At 69.7% G+C, this 20,640-nt stretch carries 18 protein-coding genes; 9 read left to right on the forward strand and 9 right to left on the reverse strand.

Annotated features, from left to right (window positions below; translation table 11 throughout):
* Nucleotides 1-364 precede the first annotated feature (364 nt).
* The 5 genes from FLV34_RS19735 to trxA all read left to right on the forward strand — a co-directional run bounded on the left by FLV34_RS19735 (nucleotide 365) and on the right by trxA (nucleotide 5,004).
* On the forward strand, nucleotides 365-1,888 hold the full coding sequence (locus tag FLV34_RS19735; RefSeq protein WP_142649597.1) for a protein kinase family protein: 1,524 nt from the start codon (nucleotides 365-367) through the stop codon (nucleotides 1,886-1,888).
* 60 nt (nucleotides 1,889-1,948) lie between these two features.
* The gene (gene sigM, locus FLV34_RS19740) at nucleotides 1,949-2,539 is read left to right on the forward strand and encodes an RNA polymerase sigma factor SigM (protein WP_142649599.1); all 591 of its coding nucleotides are present in this window, start codon (nucleotides 1,949-1,951) and stop codon (nucleotides 2,537-2,539) included.
* Nucleotides 2,529-3,521 (forward strand): anti-sigma factor, encoded by a 993-nt coding sequence (locus FLV34_RS19745; protein WP_147943755.1) that lies wholly within the window; start codon nucleotides 2,529-2,531, stop codon nucleotides 3,519-3,521. The genes sigM and FLV34_RS19745 overlap by 11 nt, the downstream gene beginning before the upstream one ends.
* A gap of 151 nt (nucleotides 3,522-3,672) precedes the next feature.
* Complete coding sequence (gene trxB / locus FLV34_RS19750) at nucleotides 3,673-4,602, forward strand: thioredoxin-disulfide reductase (RefSeq protein WP_142649603.1); 930 nt, start codon at nucleotides 3,673-3,675, stop codon at nucleotides 4,600-4,602.
* A 78-nt stretch (nucleotides 4,603-4,680) separates the two neighbouring features.
* A complete protein-coding gene (gene trxA, locus FLV34_RS19755) occupies nucleotides 4,681-5,004 on the forward strand; it encodes a thioredoxin (protein ID WP_142649605.1) in 324 nt (107 codons plus the stop codon).
* Nucleotides 5,005-5,222: 218 nt separating this feature from the next.
* On the opposite strand, the gene FLV34_RS19760 is transcribed toward trxA, so the two are convergent.
* Complete coding sequence (locus tag FLV34_RS19760; protein WP_142649606.1) at nucleotides 5,223-5,843, reverse strand: GNAT family N-acetyltransferase; 621 nt, start codon at nucleotides 5,841-5,843, stop codon at nucleotides 5,223-5,225.
* A 353-nt stretch (nucleotides 5,844-6,196) separates the two neighbouring features.
* On the opposite strand from FLV34_RS19760, the gene FLV34_RS19765 reads away from it, so the two are divergent.
* Nucleotides 6,197-7,429, forward strand: a complete 1,233-nt coding sequence (locus FLV34_RS19765; protein WP_142649634.1) for a PLP-dependent aminotransferase family protein — start codon at nucleotides 6,197-6,199, stop codon at nucleotides 7,427-7,429.
* 316 nt (nucleotides 7,430-7,745) lie between these two features.
* Complete coding sequence (locus tag FLV34_RS19770) at nucleotides 7,746-8,696, forward strand: D-alanine--D-alanine ligase (protein WP_142649608.1); 951 nt, start codon at nucleotides 7,746-7,748, stop codon at nucleotides 8,694-8,696.
* 2,111 nt (nucleotides 8,697-10,807) lie between these two features.
* Here the strand turns inward: FLV34_RS19770 and FLV34_RS19780 are convergent.
* The 8 genes from FLV34_RS19780 to rpmH all read right to left on the reverse strand — a co-directional run bounded on the left by FLV34_RS19780 (nucleotide 10,808) and on the right by rpmH (nucleotide 16,817).
* Complete coding sequence (locus FLV34_RS19780) at nucleotides 10,808-11,824, reverse strand: ParB/RepB/Spo0J family partition protein (RefSeq protein WP_147943757.1); 1,017 nt, start codon at nucleotides 11,822-11,824, stop codon at nucleotides 10,808-10,810.
* A gap of 674 nt (nucleotides 11,825-12,498) precedes the next feature.
* A complete protein-coding gene (locus FLV34_RS19785) occupies nucleotides 12,499-13,272 on the reverse strand; it encodes a ParA family protein (protein WP_142649611.1) in 774 nt (257 codons plus the stop codon).
* 322 nt (nucleotides 13,273-13,594) lie between these two features.
* Nucleotides 13,595-14,275: a 16S rRNA (guanine(527)-N(7))-methyltransferase RsmG gene (gene rsmG, locus FLV34_RS19790; RefSeq protein WP_142649635.1), complete on the reverse strand. Its 681-nt coding sequence runs from the start codon at nucleotides 14,273-14,275 to the stop codon at nucleotides 13,595-13,597.
* Between the two features lie 186 nt (nucleotides 14,276-14,461).
* Nucleotides 14,462-14,956 carry a R3H domain-containing nucleic acid-binding protein gene (locus FLV34_RS19795; protein WP_142649612.1) on the reverse strand — a complete coding sequence of 165 codons (495 nt, stop codon included), beginning with the start codon at nucleotides 14,954-14,956 and terminating at the stop codon, nucleotides 14,462-14,464.
* Between the two features lie 18 nt (nucleotides 14,957-14,974).
* A complete protein-coding gene (gene yidC, locus FLV34_RS19800; protein WP_142649613.1) occupies nucleotides 14,975-15,925 on the reverse strand; it encodes a membrane protein insertase YidC in 951 nt (316 codons plus the stop codon).
* Between the two features lie 4 nt (nucleotides 15,926-15,929).
* On the reverse strand, nucleotides 15,930-16,244 hold the full coding sequence (gene yidD, locus FLV34_RS19805; RefSeq protein WP_142649614.1) for a membrane protein insertion efficiency factor YidD: 315 nt from the start codon (nucleotides 16,242-16,244) through the stop codon (nucleotides 15,930-15,932).
* Entirely contained in the window at nucleotides 16,241-16,618 is a 378-nt protein-coding gene (gene rnpA / locus FLV34_RS19810; RefSeq protein ID WP_079314209.1) for a ribonuclease P protein component, read from the reverse strand. Before rnpA ends, yidD begins: the two co-directional genes overlap by 4 nt.
* Before the next feature lie 61 nt (nucleotides 16,619-16,679).
* The gene (rpmH, locus tag FLV34_RS19815) at nucleotides 16,680-16,817 is read right to left on the reverse strand and encodes a 50S ribosomal protein L34 (RefSeq protein WP_015772801.1); all 138 of its coding nucleotides are present in this window, start codon (nucleotides 16,815-16,817) and stop codon (nucleotides 16,680-16,682) included.
* Between the two features lie 435 nt (nucleotides 16,818-17,252).
* On the opposite strand from rpmH, the gene dnaA reads away from it, so the two are divergent.
* Nucleotides 17,253-18,959: a chromosomal replication initiator protein DnaA gene (gene dnaA / locus FLV34_RS19820; protein ID WP_142649615.1), complete on the forward strand. Its 1,707-nt coding sequence runs from the start codon at nucleotides 17,253-17,255 to the stop codon at nucleotides 18,957-18,959.
* Between the two features lie 524 nt (nucleotides 18,960-19,483).
* Complete coding sequence (gene dnaN, locus FLV34_RS19825) at nucleotides 19,484-20,623, forward strand: DNA polymerase III subunit beta (protein ID WP_142649616.1); 1,140 nt, start codon at nucleotides 19,484-19,486, stop codon at nucleotides 20,621-20,623.
* Nucleotides 20,624-20,640: the final 17 nt, after the last annotated feature.

Here is a 20,640-nt window from a genome sequence, read left to right on the forward strand (position 1 = left end):
GACGTCTTCGATCGGGAAGGCGGGCACAAGCGGCACGGCACTAGCATGGTGCGCCAGGGAGTGTTGAGACACACTCAGAGAACGTCCCGCAGAACTTGCCCTACCGATGGATTCGGCCGGGCGGGTGACCGCGAGGGTGGAGGAGGACCGGCGGCGACGGCCGTACGGGCCTGTTCCGGCTCGCGGATGCTCGTCTCCGGGGTCTCGCCGACCCGGCGGTGCTCCGCTCGGCGACCACGGCAGGCAGGAGGTTTTAGGGGCGCGATCTGGTGTTTCGGACCGGCGAGCGGAAGCGGGAAGGCGTGGGCGGAACCACCCGGCATCGGCTGGTGCATGCCGATGAGCCGCGGAGCGGGGCGGCCGCATGAGCATGTCCACGGTCGAACCGGGGACCAAGCTGGCGGATCGGTTCCGCCTGGAGGACAGGGTCCACGAATCCGGCGGCGCGACCCTGTGGAAGGCGCTGGACGAGATCCTCGCCCGCCCGGTCGCGGTCCACACGTTCGCACCCGATTTTTCCCGAGTCGAGGAAGTCGTCACCGCCGCCCGCCTGGCGAGCCGCCTCACCGACCCCCGCCTCACCCAGGTCTTCGACGCGGCCGACGAGGACGGCACCGCGTACGTCGTGAGCGAGTGGGTCAGCGGAGAGTCGCTGCTCGACCTGCTGGAGAGCGGGCCCGTCGAGCCCGAGCGGGGCGCGGCCCTGGTCGCCGAGGCCGCCGAGGCCCTGGCGCACGCGCACGCGGCGGGGCTCACCCACCTGCACCTGACCCCCAGCCGCCTGGTCTGGACGAGCGGCGGCACGGTCAAGCTCCTCGGTCTCGCCGTCGACGCCGCGATCCTCGACCTGAGCAGCGAGGACCCCGCCAAGGAGGACGCCGAAGGGCTGGGCCGCCTGCTCTACGCGGCGCTGACCGGCCACTGGCCCGGCGACTCCGACTGCGGGCTGCCCCCCGCGCCCCTGGACGACGGCAAGATCTGCACGCCCCGGCAGGTCACCGCCGGCGTCCCCGGCTACCTCGACGCCATCACCTGCCGCGCGCTGCTGCAGGAGCCGCGACGCGGGCAGCCGCCGCTGGCCACCCCGGCCGACGTGGCCGAGGCGCTCGCCGAGGTGCCCCGCCCCGCGCCTGCGCCGGTCACCACCGCGCCGCCCGCGTTGAACCTGCGCAGCGAGGCGCCGGACGGGCTGGGCATGTCCACCATGCCGCCCCGCGTGCCGTCCCATCTGGCACACCAGATGTCGATGGTCCCTCCGCCACCGCCGCCGCGCCCGCAGACCGGCGCCGCGAGCAAGATCCTGCTGACCGTCATCGTCCTGCTCGTGATGGCGGCCGTCGGCGTGGGCGCCTGGACCGTGGGCAAGAACCTCGGCAACACCCCGCGCGGGGTGGCCCAGTCGGACAGCGCGCAGTCGCCGTCCCCCTCGCGGAAGCCGGTCGCCGTCAAGCCGGTGAGCGCGGCGGGGTTCGACCCCCTCGGCACCGACCGCGCCGAGAAGCCGGAGCTCGCCCCGCTGGCCATCGACGGCAAGCCGTCCACCGACTGGCACACCGACAGCTACAGCACCGCCGACCTGGGGCGCCTCAAGGACGGCGTCGGGCTCATCCTCGACATGGGCAAGCCGATCCCCATCGCCGACGTCGTCGTCTCCCTGGGCAACGCCGGCGGATCGACCGTGCAGCTCAAGGTGGGCGACGCGGCGGATCTGTCTTCTTTGAAGACCGTGGCGGAGAAGAAGGGCGCATCGGGTTCGGTGACGCTCACCCCGGAAAAGGCCACGACGGGCCAGTACGTTTTGATCTGGTTCACCCGGCTTCCCGCCTACAACGGGCAGTATCGTGGCACTATCTACGACGTAACGGTGCATTCCCCAGGATCGGCATAGCAGGGACTTGTGAATTCCCCACCAGACAATCCCCCGACGGCTGAGCACGCGCGACGCGCGATGTCCGATGCCGATCTGCTGGCCCGCCACCTCGGCGGCGACCCTCACGCGTTCAGCGAGATCGTCAAGCGGCATCGCGACCGGATGTGGGCGGTCGCCCTGCGCACGCTCGGCGATCCCGACGAGGCCGCCGACGCGGTTCAGGACGCGTTCGTCTCGGCGTACCGGAAGGCGGACAGCTTCCGCGGCGAGGCGGCGGTCACGACGTGGCTCCACCGCATCGTGGTCAACGCCTGCCTCGACCGCATGCGCCGCAAGTCGGTGCGCCCGGTCGCCGACGACGAGCTCATCGAGGCCGCGGAGCGCGAGGCCCCGGCGACCGACCAGGCCGGCGAGCGCGAGGTCTCCCTGGAGGTCACGGCGGCGCTCAAGCTGCTGCCGCCCGACCAGAGGGCGGCCCTCGTGCTGGTCGACATGATGGGGTACGCGGTGGACGACGCGGCGACGGTGCTGGGCGTCCCGCCGGGGACCGTGAAGAGCCGCTGCGCAAGGGGGCGCGCCAAACTCGCCCCGATTCTTTCGCATCTACGGAACCGATCCGACCTCACTCGCGTCTCATCCGGGAAGGGAGCAGAACTTCGTGACGGGTGACACGCACTACGACCTGGAGGTTCTCGCCGAACTGGCGGAGGGTCTCCTCGACGACACGACGGCCCGGCGGGTCCGCGAGCATCTCGCGGTCTGCGACCCCTGCGGGGAGAGCCTTGCCGACCTGGCCGCGGTCCGGGAGGTCCTGGCGGCGATGCCGGTGCCGGCGATGCCTCTGGGCGTCGCCAGGCGTATCGACCGGGCGCTTGCCGCCGAGGCTCCGGACTGGGACCGCGTCCTGCGGGACGCCCCATGGGACAGCGCTCCACAGGAGCCGGCCCCGTGGGACAACGCCCCATGGGACGACGTTCCGTGGGAGACGGTCGAGCCTCAGGTCGCCGCTTCGGCGGAAACCACCTCGGAAATCGCCGCCTCGGAAATCGCCGCGGAGACGCAGCCGGAGCCGGAGCGCGGGACCGCGCCGGTGGTTCCGCTGGGTGTCGTCGCCGACGACGGGACGATCGTGCCGGCCAAGCGCCGTTCGGGACCGCGTACGGCGGGCCGCAAGGCGTCCAGGCGGCGCTCGTGGGCGTTGCCGGCCGCGGTCGCCGCTGCGGCGGCCGTCGTGATCGGGAGCGGCGGTCTCGCCACCGGCCTGCTCTCGTTCGGCGACTCGCCGTCCCGGCAGGGGGTGAGCCAGGGCGAGCCCGGCAAGAGCCCGGACAAGGTCGAGGCGCTGACCTACTCGACGTACGCCAGCGGCCACAACTACACCAGCCGGGAGCTGCGCGGGCCGCTGCTCGGGTACTTCGGCGTGGCGCCCGGCTCGGGCACCAACGACGACGAGGACCTCGACACCTGCGTCAAGCGGTTCTCGACCGAGCTCGACCGCACGCCGATCGGCGTCGACAAGGCCCTCTACAACGGCAACGAGGCCACCGTGATGGCGTTCTGGGAGGACAAGAGCAGCAACGCCGTACGCGTGGTCGTCGTGGACTCGCAGTGCCACAAGCTGCGCCCCGAGGTTCTGGCCTCCTGGAAGTGACCGCGCGGCGCGAGCCGTACCATCGGCAGTGACGAAGCCCCCCGCGACCTCCGGGGGGCTTCGCCGTATCGGGGATCCCCCGGGGAATGACCGGGGCCTAGGATCTGTTGACGGCACTGCATATCCACCGGGAGCGAAGAAGGCGGGTCCGTTGAGCGACGTTCGTAACGTGATCATCATCGGGTCGGGTCCGGCCGGCTACACGGCGGCCGTCTACACCGCGCGCGCGGACCTCAAGCCTCTCGTCTTCGAGGGGTCGGTCACCGCCGGCGGCGCGTTGATGAACACCACCGAGGTGGAGAACTTCCCCGGGTTCCCCGACGGCATCATGGGCCCGGACCTCATGGACAACTTCCGCAAGCAGGCCGAGCGCTTCGGCGCCGAGCTGGTGGCCGACGACGTGGTCGAGGTGGACCTCACCGCGAACCCCAAGGTCGTCAAGACCCACACCGACACCTTCTACGCCAAGTCCGTGATCCTGGCCACCGGGTCGGGCTACCGCGAGCTCGGGCTGGAGAACGAGAAGCGGCTGTCGGGGCGGGGCGTGTCGTGGTGTGCCACCTGTGACGGGTTCTTCTTCCGCGACCAGGAGATCGTGGTCGTCGGCGGCGGCGACACGGCGATGGAGGAGGCGATCTTCCTGACCCGGTTCGGCAAGTCGGTGACGGTGATCCACCGCCGCGACTCGCTGCGCGCCAGCAAGATCATGCAGGACCGGGCGTTCGCGAACGAGAAGATCCGCTTCATCTGGGACACCGAGGTCGTCGACGTGCTCGGCGAGGACCGGATCTCCGGTGTGCGGCTGCGCAACGTCAAGACCGGCGAGGAGTCCGAGCTGCCGGTGGGCGGCCTGTTCATCGCGATCGGCCACGAGCCGCGCACCGGCCTCGTCAAGGGCCAGATCGACCTTGACGACCAGGGGTACATCAAGGTCGAGTCGCCGTCGACGCGGACGAACATCGACGGGGTGTTCGCGGCCGGAGACGTCGTCGACCACACCTATCGTCAGGCCATCACGGCCGCCGGGACCGGATGTGCGGCGGCGCTGGACGCCGAGCGCTGGCTGACGCTGAACGCCTGAATTCCGACATCGGGAATGCGGGGACTGTCCCCGCGGTTGTCTGCACCGCCACACCACTCATGCAAGGGGAGAGATACCGTGGGCGCGATCAAGAGCGTGACGGACGCGAGCTTCGAGGCCGAGGTCCTCAAGAGCGACAAGCCGGTTCTGGTCGACTTCTGGGCCGAGTGGTGCGGTCCGTGCCGTCAGGTCGGGCCGATCCTCGAGGAGATCGCCGCCGAGAACGCCGACAAGCTGACCATCGTCAAGCTGAACATCGACGAGAACCCGGTCACGCCGCGTGACTACGGTGTGCTCCAGATTCCGACGATGAACGTCTACAAGGGCGGAGAGGTCGTCAAGCAGATCATCGGCGCCAAGCCGAAGGCCATGCTGCTTCGTGAGCTCGAGGGCGTCATCTGACGCCGTAGCCGCCGGCCTCATCCGAAGAGCCCCCCGTGCCTGTGCCGCGTGCCTGTGCCCGGGGGGCTCTCGCGTTCTCCGGGTCCCGTACGCGGGACCGCCGGGACCGGTGGGGTTTCCGAGCCGGGACCGGTGGCCGGAACCAGTGGGCCGGGCGAGACCGGTGGGCCAGGGCCAGGGCTGTTCTCGCCGGGCCAGGGCGGGGCCTGGCGTGCCTCTCAGACGGGCCGCAGTGCCCGCTCCGGGGACATCGACCCCAGCAGGCGCTCCAGTGCCACCTCGACGTCCTCACGCCACGACACGGCCGTCTTGAGCTCCAGCCGCAGGCGGGGGAAGCGCAGATGCGGGCGCACGGTCTTGAACCCGACCGACAGCAGATAGTCCGCGGGCAGCACACAGCCGCCCGGCTTCTCCCACTTCAGGTCGCCGAACGCCTCGATCGCCCGTACGCCGCGGCGGGTCAGGTCCTTGGCGACGCCCTGCACGAGCATCCGGCCCAGCCCGCCGCCGGTGAACTCCTGCACGATGTGCGCGGTCATCAGCAGCACGGCGTCCGAGCTGACCGGAGAGGTCGGAAACGCCACCGAACGCGGGACGTACAAGGGCGGGGCGTAGAGCACGAACCCGGCCGCCACCCCGTCCACGTAGGCGATCTTCCCGCAGCTTCCCCATTCGAGAAGGGTCGCGGAGATCCACGCCTCCTTCTCCAGGGCCGGATCACCCGCCTCCGCGGCGCGCTCGCCGCTGACCGGGTCGAGCTCCCAGAACACGCACCGCCGGCACCGTCGCGGCAGGTCATCGAGATTGTCCAGCGTGACATTGACCAGCCGACGCGACACGTGATGCCCCAATCCCCGTCAGGAGTCCTGCCAGAAAAGCGCGCGAATACGGCGTCTCCAGCTCGCATCGTAACTCAGGGGAAGGTCCGGGAGCGGGTGCGCCACAACAGCCGCCGACGACCATTAAAGGGGTTGGGCGGGCCGAAACCAGTGGTGCGGGAATGCAAGAAAAGGGGCCCTTGATGGTCAATACCCTGTTGTGATCGGAGTGGCGCGTTACCGTACCCTGGATTTCTCGGCTACGTGATCGGAGGTGGACCGTGGCACAAGAGCTTGATCACGGTCGGACGAACGCGACTCATGGGTCGCGCATTGACGCCTACGTCGACAGGTACGCCGCCCGCGCTGCCGGGATGGTCGCCTCCGAGATCCGAGCTCTCTTCGCCGTCGCGTCGAGGCCCGAGGTGGTCTCGCTCGCCGGCGGCATGCCGTACGTGAACGCGCTCCCCCTCGACCTCGTCAGCGAGCTCGTCGCCGACCTGGTCGCCTCGCGCGGCTCCGTGGCCCTGCAGTACGGCTCCGGGCAGGGCGACCCCGCCCTGCGCGAGCAGATCTGCGAGGTCATGCGCATGGAGGGCATCGAGGCGAACGCGGACGACGTGGTCGTCACGGTGGGCTCGCAGCAGGCGCTCGACCTGATCACCCGGATCTTCATCGACCCCGGTGACGTCGTGCTCGCCGAGGGACCCTCGTACGTCGGCGCGCTCGGGACGTTCAGCGCCTACCAGGCCAAGGTCGTGCACATCGCGATGGACGACCAGGGCCTCATCCCCGAAGCCCTCGCGCAGACCATCTACGCGCTCCAGGCGGCCGGCAACCGGATCAAGTTCCTCTACACGATCCCCAACTTCCAGAACCCGGCCGGCGTCACGCTCAACGAGGTGCGCCGCCGCCAGGTGCTGGAGATCTGCCGCCGCGCCGGTGTCCTCGTCGTGGAGGACAACCCGTACGGCCTGCTCGGGTTCGACGGGGAACCGATGCGGGCGCTGCGGGCCGACGACCCCGAGGGCGTGGTCTACCTCGGCTCGTTCTCCAAGACCCTCGCCCCCGGCTTCCGCGTCGGCTGGGCCCTCGCCCCGCACGCCGTACGCGACAAACTGGTGCTGGCCATGGAGTCGGCGGTGCTGTCGCACTCGTCCTTCACCCAGCTCGCCGTCGGGCAGTACCTCGCCACGCAGCCGTGGCGGGAGCAGATCAAGTCGTTCCGCGAGCTTTACCGTGAGCGGCGCGACGCGCTCCTCGGCGCGCTCGACGTGCTCATGCCGCCCGGTTGCACATGGACCCGCCCCGCCGGCGGGTTCTTCGTCTGGATGACCCTCCCCGAGGGGCTCAACTCCAAGGCGATCCTCCCCCGCGCGGTCGCCGAGCGGGTCGCGTTCGTGCCCGGCACCGGCTTCTACTCCGACGGCGGCGGCTCGCGGAACATGCGCCTGTCGTTCTGCTACCCGGAGCCCGAGCGCATCAAGGAGGGCGTGCGCCGCCTGGCCGGCGTGATCGAGCAGGAGCTGCGGCTTCGGGACACGTTCGGCACGGGCTCCACACCGGGGCGCTCCGGCGTCGACACTCCCGGCCCGGATCTCGCCTAGACACGGTACGGCCGCTGCCCCAACGTGACGGAGGAGCCGCCCATGGCACCGCTCATGGGCGGCTCCGGCACAAGTGCGACCTCGTCTGAGACCTGACGCGACGACGCGGCGGCGCGGGCGGGGCACTAGCCTGTTCAGGCTGGCCGTACTGACTTGTCGAGGCGAGAAAGGCCCTCTTCGTGAGCGAGCGAACGATGACCCAAGGATCGCCCCCCGCGCGTCCGTGGAGGGGGACGCGACTCGGGCCAGGCGAAACGACGAATCACCGCCGGACCGCGATCGGCGCCGTGGTGGAGCGCATGGGCGGTGAGGCGTGATGAGCGACCTGGGCCACGTGCTCATCCTCGCGGGAGGGCTCTCCTACGAGCGTGAGGTCTCCATCCGCTCCGGACGCCGCGTCGCCGAGGTGCTGCGGGCCGCCGGTGTGGACGTGGAGACCCGCGATGCCGACGCCACCCTCGTGCCCGGCGTGCTGGCGGACCCGCCGGACGCCGTCTTCGTCACCCTGCACGGCGGCGCCGGCGAGGACGGCGCGATCCGCTCGGTGCTGGAACTGCTCGGCGTGCCCTACGTCGGTGCGACACCGGACGCCTGCCGGGTCGCCTTCGACAAGCCCACGGCGAAGGCGGTCGTCCGCTCCTGGGGCCTGAACACACCCGACTCGGTCGCGCTGCCCAAGGAGACGTTCCACGATCTCGGCGCCACGGCCGTGCTCGCCCGCATCATCGACCAGCTCGGCCTGCCGCTCTTCGTGAAGCCCTCGCGCGGCGGGTCCGCGCTGGGCGCCTCCATGGTGCGCACAGCGGAGGAGTTGCCCGCCGCGATGGTCGGTTGCTTCGCATACGGCGACACCGCGCTCATCGAGCGGTACATCCAGGGCGTGGAGGTGTCGGTCTCCGTGGTGGATCTCGGCGACGGACCGGTCGCCCTGCCGCCCGTGGAGATCGTGCCCGACCGCGGCGTGTACGACTACGCCGCCCGCTACACCGCTGGGCAGACGGAGTTCTTCGCACCAGCCCGGCTCTCTCCCGAGGTCACCGAGGCGTGTGCCGGCATGGCGGTCGCCGCCCACACCGCGCTCGGCCTGCGCGACATCTCCCGCACCGACATCATCGTCGATGCCGACGGCAAGCCGTACTTCCTCGAAGTGAACGTGGCCCCCGGCATGACGGAGACCTCTCTGCTGCCCATGGCGGCGGAGGCCGCTGGCCGCGATCTCGGCACGCTCTGCAAGGGACTCCTGGAGCTCGCCGCCGCCCGAGGCTGATCCGCCTCCGTTTCACGTGAAACACTCCCCCCTCCAGGCAAGTCCTAGAGGGGGAGTTGGTGTGCCTTGGGGGCGTCTGCCTGGGGCAGTGAAGACGGCGGCGCAGGCGTGTGATCGGCGGGGTCCGCGCGGTCCCTGGCCAGGGCAGGTTGGTATGCCCTGGAGCGGTGAGGACGGCGCGACGGGAGTCTACGGGGCGCTGGCCGGGGGGCGAGCTGGGTGCCTCGTGGTCTTGGGTGCGCCGCCGGTAAGGCGCGCGGGGTTCTTTGGCCCGGGCGGGTTGGTCTGGCTTGGAGTCATGAAACGGTCGCAGGATCGGTCTGCATGGGGGCGGGCAGCCGAAGGAGTCATGTGATCCTTGGCCGGGTTCCGGTCACTGCGCCGGAAGGAACCTCCGGTCCTCGCGAAGCCCGCTCCGCTGGGCCTTCGCTGCGGTCCTCGATCCCTTCCGCTCCGCTCCCTAGCCCGGACAATGGTTGACGCACGGACTCCAGGGGCGGCCCCGACGAAGCTGACGCGCCTATCCGCCCTCGACGGCATCCCCCTGAACGGCTGCCACAACACTCACACCACCTACGACCCCGCCACCACTTGGCAACTCCGTCACGACACCTTTGCCGCTCGGCATCGAGGCTCCAGTGCCCCCTGGGCATCGTCGGCTGGTCGACGCTGTCCGATCGACGTGGATGTTGCGCATGATCTGCTTGCACGTACACGAGCGGTTCGGCGGTCGCCGCCGCCGTCAACGCACCTCCAGTTCGTCCCGGTCGAGCGTGCCGCGCGTCATCCGCCGCCACAGGCCGATTACCCGGCCAGGACGAGAGCGTTGGGCACGGCGACGAGCAGCAGGAACGACGGAGTAGGTTTCCGCGGCGGCCCATCGGAAGCAGACACGAAGGGCCGCCCCTCTCCTCCTAGCCTTCTCCCCCGGGTCCACGCTGCCTCCCCGAGCCCACGCCCCCTCCCATCGGGCCCGGCACACCGGCGGCCGTCCGTCCCCGCCTCGGCAGCCGGGAGATGCGTCTGACTCTTGCGCTGGGGCGCTCGAACAAGGCGTCGGGTCGCTGGTGCAGGACTCGTCAGGCGTAGGAACTCTCAGGGCCGCCGAGGTGGCTTGGGATGATCTCGACCATGGGCGTCCGGCGAGGTTCGGGGGACGACACCGAACGGCCCGAGGCGTGTCGTCAGAGGCTCCCGGGCGCCGTGGCGGCCGGGCCGGGGCGTACCTCGTGGAGACCTCACCGCAGGAGGCGATTGCTCTGCTCTACTCCGCTCTCGGGCGCCGATCAACCCCGTCGGCCCCGCCAGGGCGGCTCGAATGGACGTACGTCAGTACGCCGTCTACGTTCACCGGGTGGAGGGAGCGGAGCGGAAGGGAGCAAGGACCGCAGCGAAGGCCCAGCGGAGCGGGCTTCGCGAGGACCGGAGGTTCCTTCCGGCGCAGTGACCGATCCAGCCCCGACACCGGTCAGCCGATGACCACCAGCGAGTGGCTCGACCGCCTCACGCCCAAGGCGACCGCCGTGCTCGCCGTCGGCACCTGCGCTGAGGCCCGTGGAGATCCCATTACCCGGCGCCGATCAACGGGCGGCCGGCTGCCGGAGGGCACGGGCACAGCCATGCGGTTGGCCTCCTACGGCCGGCCAACCCGTGTGAGCGCCGGGAAGCCCGGTCGGCAATCTGCCAGGAGCACAGCGGGGCATGGTCAGGCATTGGTGCGGGCGACGAGAGCTCGCATCTGTCTCCCGCCACGGCCGAGGTGTGCGCACGCGACGTGGCCACGTTCGTACCTCAAAGGAAGGCCATGGCCGCCGGAGACGGCTGGTTGTCCAGGAGGCCGGTGAGCGGACGGGCTGCGAGCCTGCTGCAATGGGGGCGACACACGACCTCAGGCTCAATTTACGGGGGCGCCGGGGCGCGATGTTTCACGTGAAACCTGCGGCAGGGTGCCTGTAGCTGCTGCGGCGGGTGCGGCGGCATCGGTGGGTGTGCAGTGACGGCCATTGCCTGCGCCTGGGCCGGAAACGCCGCGAGGGCAGCACCCACCTGGATGCCGCCCTCGCCGCCCCCAGGACCATGGGGGCGCGGTCTTCCTGCCGCAGGCGCTGCGGTCACTCCGCTGTGATGCCCCTGCTGCGCATCGCGTGGGCGGCATCCGGTGCCATCGTGTCGATGATGCGCTCCAGGTCGTCGATCGTGGAGAACTCGACCACGATGCGACCCTTCCGGCTGCCGAGATCGACCTTCACCTTCGTCTCGAAGTGGTCCGAGAGGCGATCCGCCAGATCGCGCAGTGCCGGGGCGGTCGGCTTCTTCGCCCGGGGCTTGCGTGGAGCCGGCCCCGCGGTCGCCTCGCCCAGAGCAACGATCTCCTCGACGGTCCTGACCGACAGCCCCTCGGCCACGATCCGGGTCGCCAGGTGCTCCTGGGCGGCGGGGTCGTTCAACGCCAGCAGCGCCCGCGCGTGCCCGGCACTGATGATCCCGGCCGCCAGCCGGCGCTGCACCTCGGGAGGAAGGTTCAGCAGTCGCAGGGTGTTGCTGATGTGCGAGCGCGACCGTCCGACCTTCTTGGCCAGCACCTCGTGAGTGGCTCCGAAGTCGTCCAGAAGCTGCTGATAGGCCGCCGCCTCCTCCAGGGCGTTCAACTGCTCCCGCTGGAGGTTCTCGATCAGCGCCTCGCGGAGCATTTCGTCGTCCTGGGTGCTCCGGACGATCGCGGGGATGCGGTCGAGCCCGGCGATCTGCGAGGCGCGCCACCGCCGCTCCCCCATGATGAGCTCGAAACGGCCGTCCTCCACGGCGCGGACGACGACCGGCTGCAGCAGGCCGACCTCCTTGATGGACGCCGCGAGCTCGTCGAGCCGGTCCTCGTCGAACACCTCTCGCGGCTGCCGTGGGTTCGGGGAGATGGAGTCGACCTCGATCTCCTGGAAGTAGGCGCCCTCCACCGGACGCAGGCCCGTCGCCGGCGTGCCCGGCGCGGTCGGCTGGAGACCGAGAGGCGGAGCGCTCGCCGTGGACGCCGGATCGACGATCGGTCCCGTGGGGATCAGTGCCCCAAGACCCTTGCCCAGTCCCCGACGCTGCTGGCTCCCCGCTGCTCCTTCACGCCCGCACCCGCACAGAAGCCAATGCCCAGCGACTCGCGGTCACTGGGCACCGGCACGCACACACCAGGAGAGAGTACCGCTGCGAAGCCCCGCCATGAGTCGACGCGCGTCCCAGCTGTGGACAGCCCACCGCCGAACAGCAGCGTGTGGGGTCGTACGTAAGGAGCGGAGCGGAAGAGGTCGAGGACCGCAGCGCAGGCCCAGACCTGACCCCAGGCAAGCTCCGGGCCTGCGAGCAATTTCTGGGTGGAGCGGAGCGGGTTTCGCGAGGAATTCGCGCGGGTGGAGCAGGCTTCGCGAGGAGCGGAGGTTGCTTCCAGCGCAGTGAGGTCCTAGACACCGACATCCGGAGAAGCCGGTCGACCGCCGGCTCTGTAAGCCGTCGTCGGCGGGCTGGGCCAAACCGACGTCCCCCGCCAGAGCAGCGTCCCTAAGTCTGTGGCGCTCGAATCCGTGAACGTCCCGATGCCATCAGATGCCTGAACCCTTGCCTGTCACAACCGGCACATGCGGCGGCTGTGGCCGCCCAGGGCGTCACGGCACAGCAGCGGGTGCCGTTGTGGCGCCTCGCGTCGGTGCTGTCTCTCCGGGGTTGCCCCGGCGCGTTGGCTGCGCCGGGGCCGGGAACGCTTCGCCGGCGCGTGCTCGTCCACACGCCGCCGTCTCTCCTGCCGTCTGTGCGGGCTCTGTCAAGCGCCGGTGAGGGCCGCCGCACGGTAGGCGATCTCGCGAGCGGCGCCCATGTAGGCCAGTGCCCCGCTCGAACCCGGGTCGTACGTCATGACCGACTGGCCGTAGCTGGGGGCCTCGGAGACGCGGACGCTCCTGGGGATGACGGCGTCGAGCACGGTGTCTCCGAAGTGGGAGCGCACCTCCTCGGCCACCTGAGAGGCGAGCCGGGTGCGCCCGTCGTACATCGTGAGCAGGATGGTGGAGACCGACAGCGTCTGGTTGAGGTGGGCGCGCACCAGCTCCACGTTCTGCAGGAGCTGTGTGAGCCCTTCCAGGGCGTAGTACTCGCACTGGATGGGGATCAGCACCTCCTGCGCCGCCGCCATGGCGTTCACGGTCAGCAGGCCCAGCGACGGCGGGCAGTCGATGAGGATGTAGTCGAACTCCATCGAGTCGAACGAGGCGAGCGCCCGCCGCAGACGGGTCTCCCGGCCGACCATCGGAACCAGCTCGATCTCCGCGCCCGCAAGGTCGAGCGTCGCCGGAGCGCAGAACAGGTTGGGCATGTCGGGGACCGGCTTCACGATCTGCGACAGCTGCATGTCGTCCACGAGCACCTGGTACACCGACGGCATCCCGGACCGGTGTTCGGTCGCCAACGCCGTAGACGCGTTGCCCTGCGGGTCGAGGTCGACCACGAGAACGCGCTGATCGTGCATGGACAGCGCTGCCGCGAGGTTGACCGCCGTAGTGGTCTTCCCCACGCCGCCCTTCTGGTTGGCCACCGTCATCACGCGACACCGGGAAGGCCGGGGCCAGGACCCCTCGTCGCGCGTCGAGTAACCGACGGAAGGCGCAGCCGCCTGCGGGGGCGTGGCGGCTGTTTCACGTGAAACCACAGAACTCAGTGCCTCTCGTACCAGCGGCGAATCGCCAGGGTTAAGGGGGGTCTGGGACACGGTCGTCGTCCTTTCGACCGGCGAGACAGGGGGACGAGGCCAGCCCACCCCGGAGGACCGGCCTGCTGTCGCGATCTCCCAGCGTAGGGGGAGCCGAGTCTCCGGCCAACCCAGGCCCGCTGTCACACCGCCTGATCCGGCGTCCGCCACCGGCTCACCTCTTTCGTCGCCTCCGCGTTTCCGTTCGCGGAGATCGTCCGGCGACGACGCGAACGAGGGTCGCGGGCGGCTCGACCCTACCGCGCCCCACTGTGGCCAACTCGACGTGCCTCACGCCGAACGAATCCAACCGGGGGCGGGCGGCGTCCAGCTCCTCCTGTGCCCGCTCCCCCTTCATCGCGAGCAACTCCCCGCCCTCGTGTAGCAGCGGCATCGACCACGACAGCAGACGGTCGAGCGGCGCGACCGCCCGCGCCGTCGCCACGTCGAAGACGCGCTTGCCGGCGAGCTCCTCGGCCCGCCCGCGCAGCACCTCCACGTTGTCGAGCTTGAGCGCCTCGACGCACTCCGACAGGAACACGGTGCGACGCAGCAGCGGCTCCAGCAGCGTCACCGTCACGTCGGGCCGGACGATCGCGAGCACAAGGCCGGGCAGGCCGGCGCCCGAGCCGATGTCGATCAGCGTCGAGTCCGGCGGGACCGCCTCCTCCACGACCGCACAGTTCAGCAGGTGCCGGTCCCAGATGCGGGGCACCTCGCGCGGCCCCAGCAGTCCCCGCACCACGCCCGGCCCGGCGAGCAACTCGGCGAACACCCGAGCCCGCTCCAACGCCTCGCCGGTGAAAATCTCCCGGGCCACCGGGGGCGCCTCGGGCAGCTCGTTGCTCTCCGTCATCACTTCACTCATCCAGGAACGCTCTTGGCCAAGGGTAACCGTCCTTCCCTCTCGGCGACGGCCTGCGGTGCGGACCCGGCCAGAGCGGGAGGGCGGGAAGGGACGTACAGGACGGAAAAGCCGCCGGTCCCGGATGTCGGGACCGGCGGCTTCCCCGCGTCGAAACTGTCGGAACTGTGAGAGCGGTCAGGCGGGCAGGACCACCACGAAGCGGCGGGGCTCCTCGCCCTCGGACTCGCTGCGCAGGCCCGCCGCGGCGACCGCGTCGTGAACGATCTTGCGCTCGAACGGCGTCATCGGCTTGAGCGCCTTCGGCTCGCCGGTGCGCTTGACGTCTTCGGCGGCCGCGGTGCCCACCTTGGTGAGCTCGGCACGGCGCCGCTCCCGATAGCCGCCCACGTCGAGCATGAGCCGCGAACGCTCCCCCGTCTGACGGTGCACGGCCAGGCGCGTCAGCTCCTGCAGCGCCTCCAGCACCTCGCCGCCGGGTCCCACGAGCTCATCGCCCTTGACGCCGACGATCGAGACCACGGCACGGTCTCCCTCGACGTCCATGTCGATGTCGCCGTCCAGGTCGGCGATGTCGAGCAGGCCCTCCAGGTAGTCCGCCGCGATCTCGCCCTCCTGTTCCAGGGCTTCGATGTCGGGAGCAGGCTTGAGGGTCTCCTCAGCTTCGGTCACGTCCGGACTCTCCTTCTCCTACGACTTCTTGCTGCCGGTGCGCTTGCTGCGGGGCTGGCGCGTCGGCTGCTGACGGACGATCTTGGGGGCGGGTTCCGGCTCAGGCTGCGCCGGCGCCTTGGGCTTTCCCACCAGCTTGGTGAAGATGCCGTTCGTCGGCTCGGGAGTGGTGATGTTGCCCTTCTCGTCCACGACCGGCATCGGGTGACGGCTGTAGAACCAGTGCTGCTGGCCGAGTGTCCACAGGTTGGTGGTCACCCAGTAGAGGATCAGACCGAGCTGGAAGTTCAGGCTGAAGACGGCGAACAGCGGCGAGATGTACATCAGGATCTTCTGCTGCTGCGCCATGGGGTTGTCCGGCATCTGCGCCATCGAACGCTTCACGCTCTGCCGGACGGTGAGGAACGTGGTGCACGAGCTGATGGCCACGAAGCAGGCGAGGACGATCTTCGTCGTCACCGGCTGGGCGCCGAGGCTCCGGATGACCTCGGCGCTGTCGAAGAACTTCGCGGCCAGCGGCGCGCCGAGGACATGCGCGGCACGCGCGCTGTTCACCAGCTCCTTGGTCATGCCGAATACGGCCCGGTCCTCGGCGATGGCCCGCAGCACGGTGAACATCGAGATGAAGATCGGGAACTGCGCGACGATCGGGAGGCAGCCACCGAGCGGGTTGGCCCCGGCCTCCTGGTACAGCCGCATGACCTCCTGGTTCATGCGCTGCTTGTCGTTCTTGTACTTCTTGCGCAGCTCCTGGACCTTGGGCGCCAGCTCCTGCATCTTGCGCGACGAGCGCATCTGCTTCATGAAGAGCGGGAAGATCAGCAGACGCATCAGCACGGTCAGCGTGATGATGGTCAGCGCCCAGTTGAGACCGCTGCTGGAGGGGATGAAAGTGCTGTAGCCGGCGTGGATCTGGGTGATCACCCAGGCCACCGCCGTATACAGCCAATTCAGGAATGGCAGCTCCACCGAGCTAGCTCCCTTGCGTTTCGTCGTGAGACCGGACTCGGCGTGGGGGCACCGGGTCGAAACCTCCAGGATGGAACGGGTGACACCGTCCGATACGCCTGACGGTCAGCCATGCCCCGCGCGCCGCTCCATGAACGGCGACGGCTTCCAGACCATAGGCGCTGCAGGACGGCTCGAACCGGCACCTCGGCCCCAGCATCGGGCTGATGAAGGCACGGTAGAACCGGATGATCGCGAGCAGCACGCGAGCGACCGGCCCGGTCGCGGGCCGATCGGCCTCCCCGGCCGTCGCGGCCGGAGTCGGTTGCTGCGCTGTCATGACCGTCCATCCGTCGGGGTCCGGGAATCGGACCCACGCCGCCGGAGTAAACGACTCAGCGCGACGTCGAGTTCGGCGGCCAGGTGCTCGCTGCGCGCGGACGCGGCCGGTGGATTGGCGCGTACCACCAGAAGGCTACCTCTCGGCAGCAGTGGCAGACGGCTCCGCACAAGGTGTCTCAACCTGCGCCTGACCTGGTTCCGCACCACGGCGCCACCGACTGCCTTGCTCACGACGAAGCCGACCAGCGGTGGCTCGTCGGCGTCACGCAGGTTCAGGTGTGCGACCAGGGTCGGACGCCCGGCGCGACGCCCACGGCGAATCGCGTCGGCGAACTCGTCACCCCGCCGCATGCGGGACGCGGACGGCAGCACCGGGCCTTCCTCGACGTATGGCCGCCCGCTCCGCTCGGCACGGGCGGGCGGCGTCTGGTCGTCAGACCGTCAGCTCGGCGCGGCCCTTGCGGCGGCGCGCGGCCAGGATGGCGCGGCCGGCCCGGGTGCGCATGCGCAGCCGGAAGCCGTGGGTCTTCGCGCGGCGACGGTTGTTCGGCTGGTAAGTACGCTTGCTCACGGGTGGGCTCCATGCTTCGGGTACGTCCGCGGCGTTCCGCGGGCGCGGTACATTCCAAGGTCACGGCTCGTCAGATGCGCGGGCATGCGAAAAAGCCGTCGCGTGATTAGCCGACCGGGATACGTTACGGGCCCACCGTACGTCAGGTCAAACCGGCACACGTGACGGCAAGCGAGTACGGCGAGCGACCATGGGCCGTTAGGCTGTGGACAACGCCTTGAACGCAGGTTGCGCACACCGCTACCGTCGGCCGTCCGGCCCTTCCCCCCATCAGCGTGAATGTGCCCGGGGAGAATGCACGGGCTGTGCACATCGTGTGGATCATATGTGGATGGCAGCCGGACGAGGACCGGTGCGGCGAGGCGCACAGGACTGAGAAACGACACGGATCGCGGCGGGCGAGCGGGGCCGCGTAACGAGAGGAGGGGCCGAGCCATGGAAGGCGTCGATCTCAACGCTGTATGGGCTCGGGCGCTCAGGACCCTGCTCGACGAGGGCGTCTCGGGGCAGCAGCGCGCGTTCCTCCAGATGACGCAGCCCTCCGGCCTCATCAACGACACGATTCTCCTGGCGGCCCCCAACGACTTCGCCAAGGAGGTCATCGAGGTACGGCTGCGCCCGCTGATCGTGCACGCGTTGTCGCAGGAGCTCGGCCGGCCCGTGCGGATCGCCGTGATGGTGGATCCCGGCGCCGGTCTGCCCGCCGCCTCGGACCCCGCCGCGGCGTCGCCGGCCGATCATCGTCCACAGGCGCCGTCCACAGATTATCCACAGCCCCGTCCGCAGGCTCCGCGCTTTCCCTTAGCTGAGGACGGCCCGATCCGCCGCGACGCCGAGCCGCATTATCCACAGGGCCAGCAGTATCCACAGCCTCCGCAGCACATGTCCCCGCCGGACCACGCGCAGCGGCCCGGCGGCTACTCCCCCGAGCCGCCCGCCGCGCCCAAGCCCGAGCCGGTGCCGGGCCCAGTGGCCGGTCCCGCATCCGGCCCCGTGTCCTCCGGTCCCGTGCCGGGCCCGGTGCCAGGCGCCGTACCCGGTTCTGTGCCGGGCGGCCCCGGGCAGAACCGCTGGGACGCCCGCAGTGGCCGCACCTCCGGCGAGCCGGCCCGGCTGAACGCCAAGTACACCTTCGAGACGTTCGTCATCGGCGCCAGCAACCGCTTCGCGCACGCCGCCGCCGTCGCGGTCGCCGAGGCCCCCGCCAAGGCGTACAACCCGCTGTTCATCTACGGCGACTCAGGGCTGGGGAAGACCCACCTGCTGCACGCGATCGGCCACTACGCGCAGAGCCTGTACGACGGCGCCCGGGTGCGGTACGTGAGCTCCGAGGAGTTCACCAACGACTTCATCAACTCCATCCGCGACCACAAGGCCGACGGGTTCCGCTCCCGCTTCCGGGCTGTGGACATCCTCCTTGTCGACGACATCCAGTTCCTGGAGGGCAAGGAGCAGACGCAGGAGGAGTTCTTCCACACCTTCAACACCCTCCACAACGCCAGCAAGCAGATCGTCATCTCCAGCGACCGGGCGCCCAAGCAGCTCGTGACGCTGGAAGACCGGCTGCGCAACCGGTTCGAGTGGGGGCTGATCACCGACGTCCAGCCGCCCGAGCTGGAGACCCGCATCGCGATCCTGCGCAAGAAGGCGATCCAGGAGGGCCTGGCCGCGCCGCCCGACGTGCTGGAGTACATCGCCAGCCGCATCGCGACCAACATCCGCGAGCTCGAGGGCGCGCTCATCCGGGTCACCGCGTTCGCCAGCCTCAACCGGCAGTCCGTGGACATCCAGCTCGCCGAGATCGTCCTCAAGGACCTCATCAGCGAGGACGCGAGCCCGGAGATCACCATCTCCCTCATCATGTCCACAACCGCCGAATACTTCGGTGTGTCGCTCGACGACCTGTGTGGAAGCTCACGCTCGCGCGCCCTGGTCACCGCCCGCCAGATCGCCATGTATCTGGCCCGCGAGCTGACCGACCTGTCGCTGCCGAAGATCGGCCAGCAGTTCGGGGGACGCGACCACACCACCGTGATGCACGCGGAGCGTAAGATCCGGTCGCTCATGGCGGAGCGGCGCTCGATGTACAACCAGGTCAACGAGCTGACGACACGGATCAAGCAGCGGGCACGCAACGCTTAGTACACAGCTGTGGATAACTCTGTGGATCAAAAACGCCGCCCTCGGCGGCGGCTCCGTCGCGATACCCCCACCCTCTCCGGCCCTCCAACACGCCGTCCCCACTTGGGGACAACTTTGGGGAGAACCTGGGGATCGTTTGGGGAATACCCGTGGACGACCTGGGGACGCCCTGTGCGTACACGTCACACACAACTCAGGTGTCCCTTTTACCCCGTGGACAACCGGTGGAAACCTCGTGGATTACTCGTGGACAGAGGGCACTCCGCCTGGGGAACGGGTGTGGGCACAGCGCGGCCGCCCACAGTCCACAGGGGGTCCGTCCACGTTTCCCCCACACCGGCAGTGGATGAATCAGCTCCGCTGAGCTGCGAAAATGCTCGACATCCACATATCCACACTGCCTAATGAGACGACTTGTATCTCTCTCCCTAAGAACTCAAGAACCATAGAAGGGGTTCTGGAGGCGCACAGGTGCGGGAGAGTGAAGACTTGACGAAGCAGCGACACCCAGGAGGCTGATCCACGTGATGTTCCGGATCGATCGCGACGTGCTCGCCGAGGCCGTGGCGTGGACGGCACGGAGCCTTCCGGCCCGTCCCTCGGTGCCGGTGCTCGCCGGCATGCGGCTGGAGGTGACCGACGACCAGCGGCTGAAGCTCTCCGGCTTCGACTACGAGGTCTCCGCGGAGGTGACCCTCGAAGTGCAGACCGGAGAGCCGGGAGTGGTGCTGGTCTCCGGCAAGCTCCTCGCCGAGATCACCCGCGCGCTCCCCGCACAGCCGGTCGAGCTGGTCGTGGACGGCGCCAAGGCCGTCGTCACCTGTGGCAGCGCCCGGTTCACACTTCTCACCATGCCTGTGGAGGACTACCCGTCCCTGCCGGCCATGCCGCCCGCCGCCGGACGGGTCGGCAGCGACGTGTTCGCCTCCGCCGTCGGCCAGGTGGCCGTCGCCGCGGGCAAGGACGACACCCTCCCGATGCTCACCGGCGTACGCATGGAGATCGAGGGCGACACGGTGACCCTCGCCGCCACCGACCGCTACCGCCTCGCCGTACGCGAGCTGAAGTGGCAGCCCGAGCAGCCGGACTTCCAGGCCATCGCGATGATCCCGGGCCGTACGCTGGCGGACACGGCGAAGGCGCTGGGCGGCACGGGCGCGGAGGTCGAGATCGCGCTGAGCTCTGCCGGCGGCACCGGCGAGGGCATGATCGGGTTCTCCAGCTCCGGACGGCGGACGACGACCCGGCTGCTCGACCCCGAGTTCCCCAAATATCGCTCGCTGCTGCCCACCGAGTTCTCCGCCCGCGCGGACCTGTCCACAGCCTCGTTCGTCGAGGCCGTCAAGCGCGTCGCGCTGGTCGCCGAGCGCAACACCCCCGTACGGCTGGCCTTCCGCGGCGGAGAGGTCGTCCTGGAGGCCGGCAGCGGCGACGAGGCACAGGCTGTGGAGGCGCTGCCGGTCGATTTCGACGGCGACGAGATCAACATCGCCTTCAACCACCAGTTCCTGCTGGAGGGCCTGGGGGCGATCGACTCCGACGTCGCGCGGCTGCAGTTCACCACGCCGACCAAGCCCGCCATCCTCACCGGGGGCAAGCCTGTGGACGACGGGGGCAGCGAGGACTACCGCTACCTCATCATGCCCATCCGCCTGTCCAGCTGACACGGCCCGAACACCCC

This window comes from Microbispora sp. CSR-4 (genome assembly GCF_008033685.1).
In the GTDB taxonomy this organism is placed as follows: domain Bacteria; phylum Actinomycetota; class Actinomycetes; order Streptosporangiales; family Streptosporangiaceae; genus Microbispora.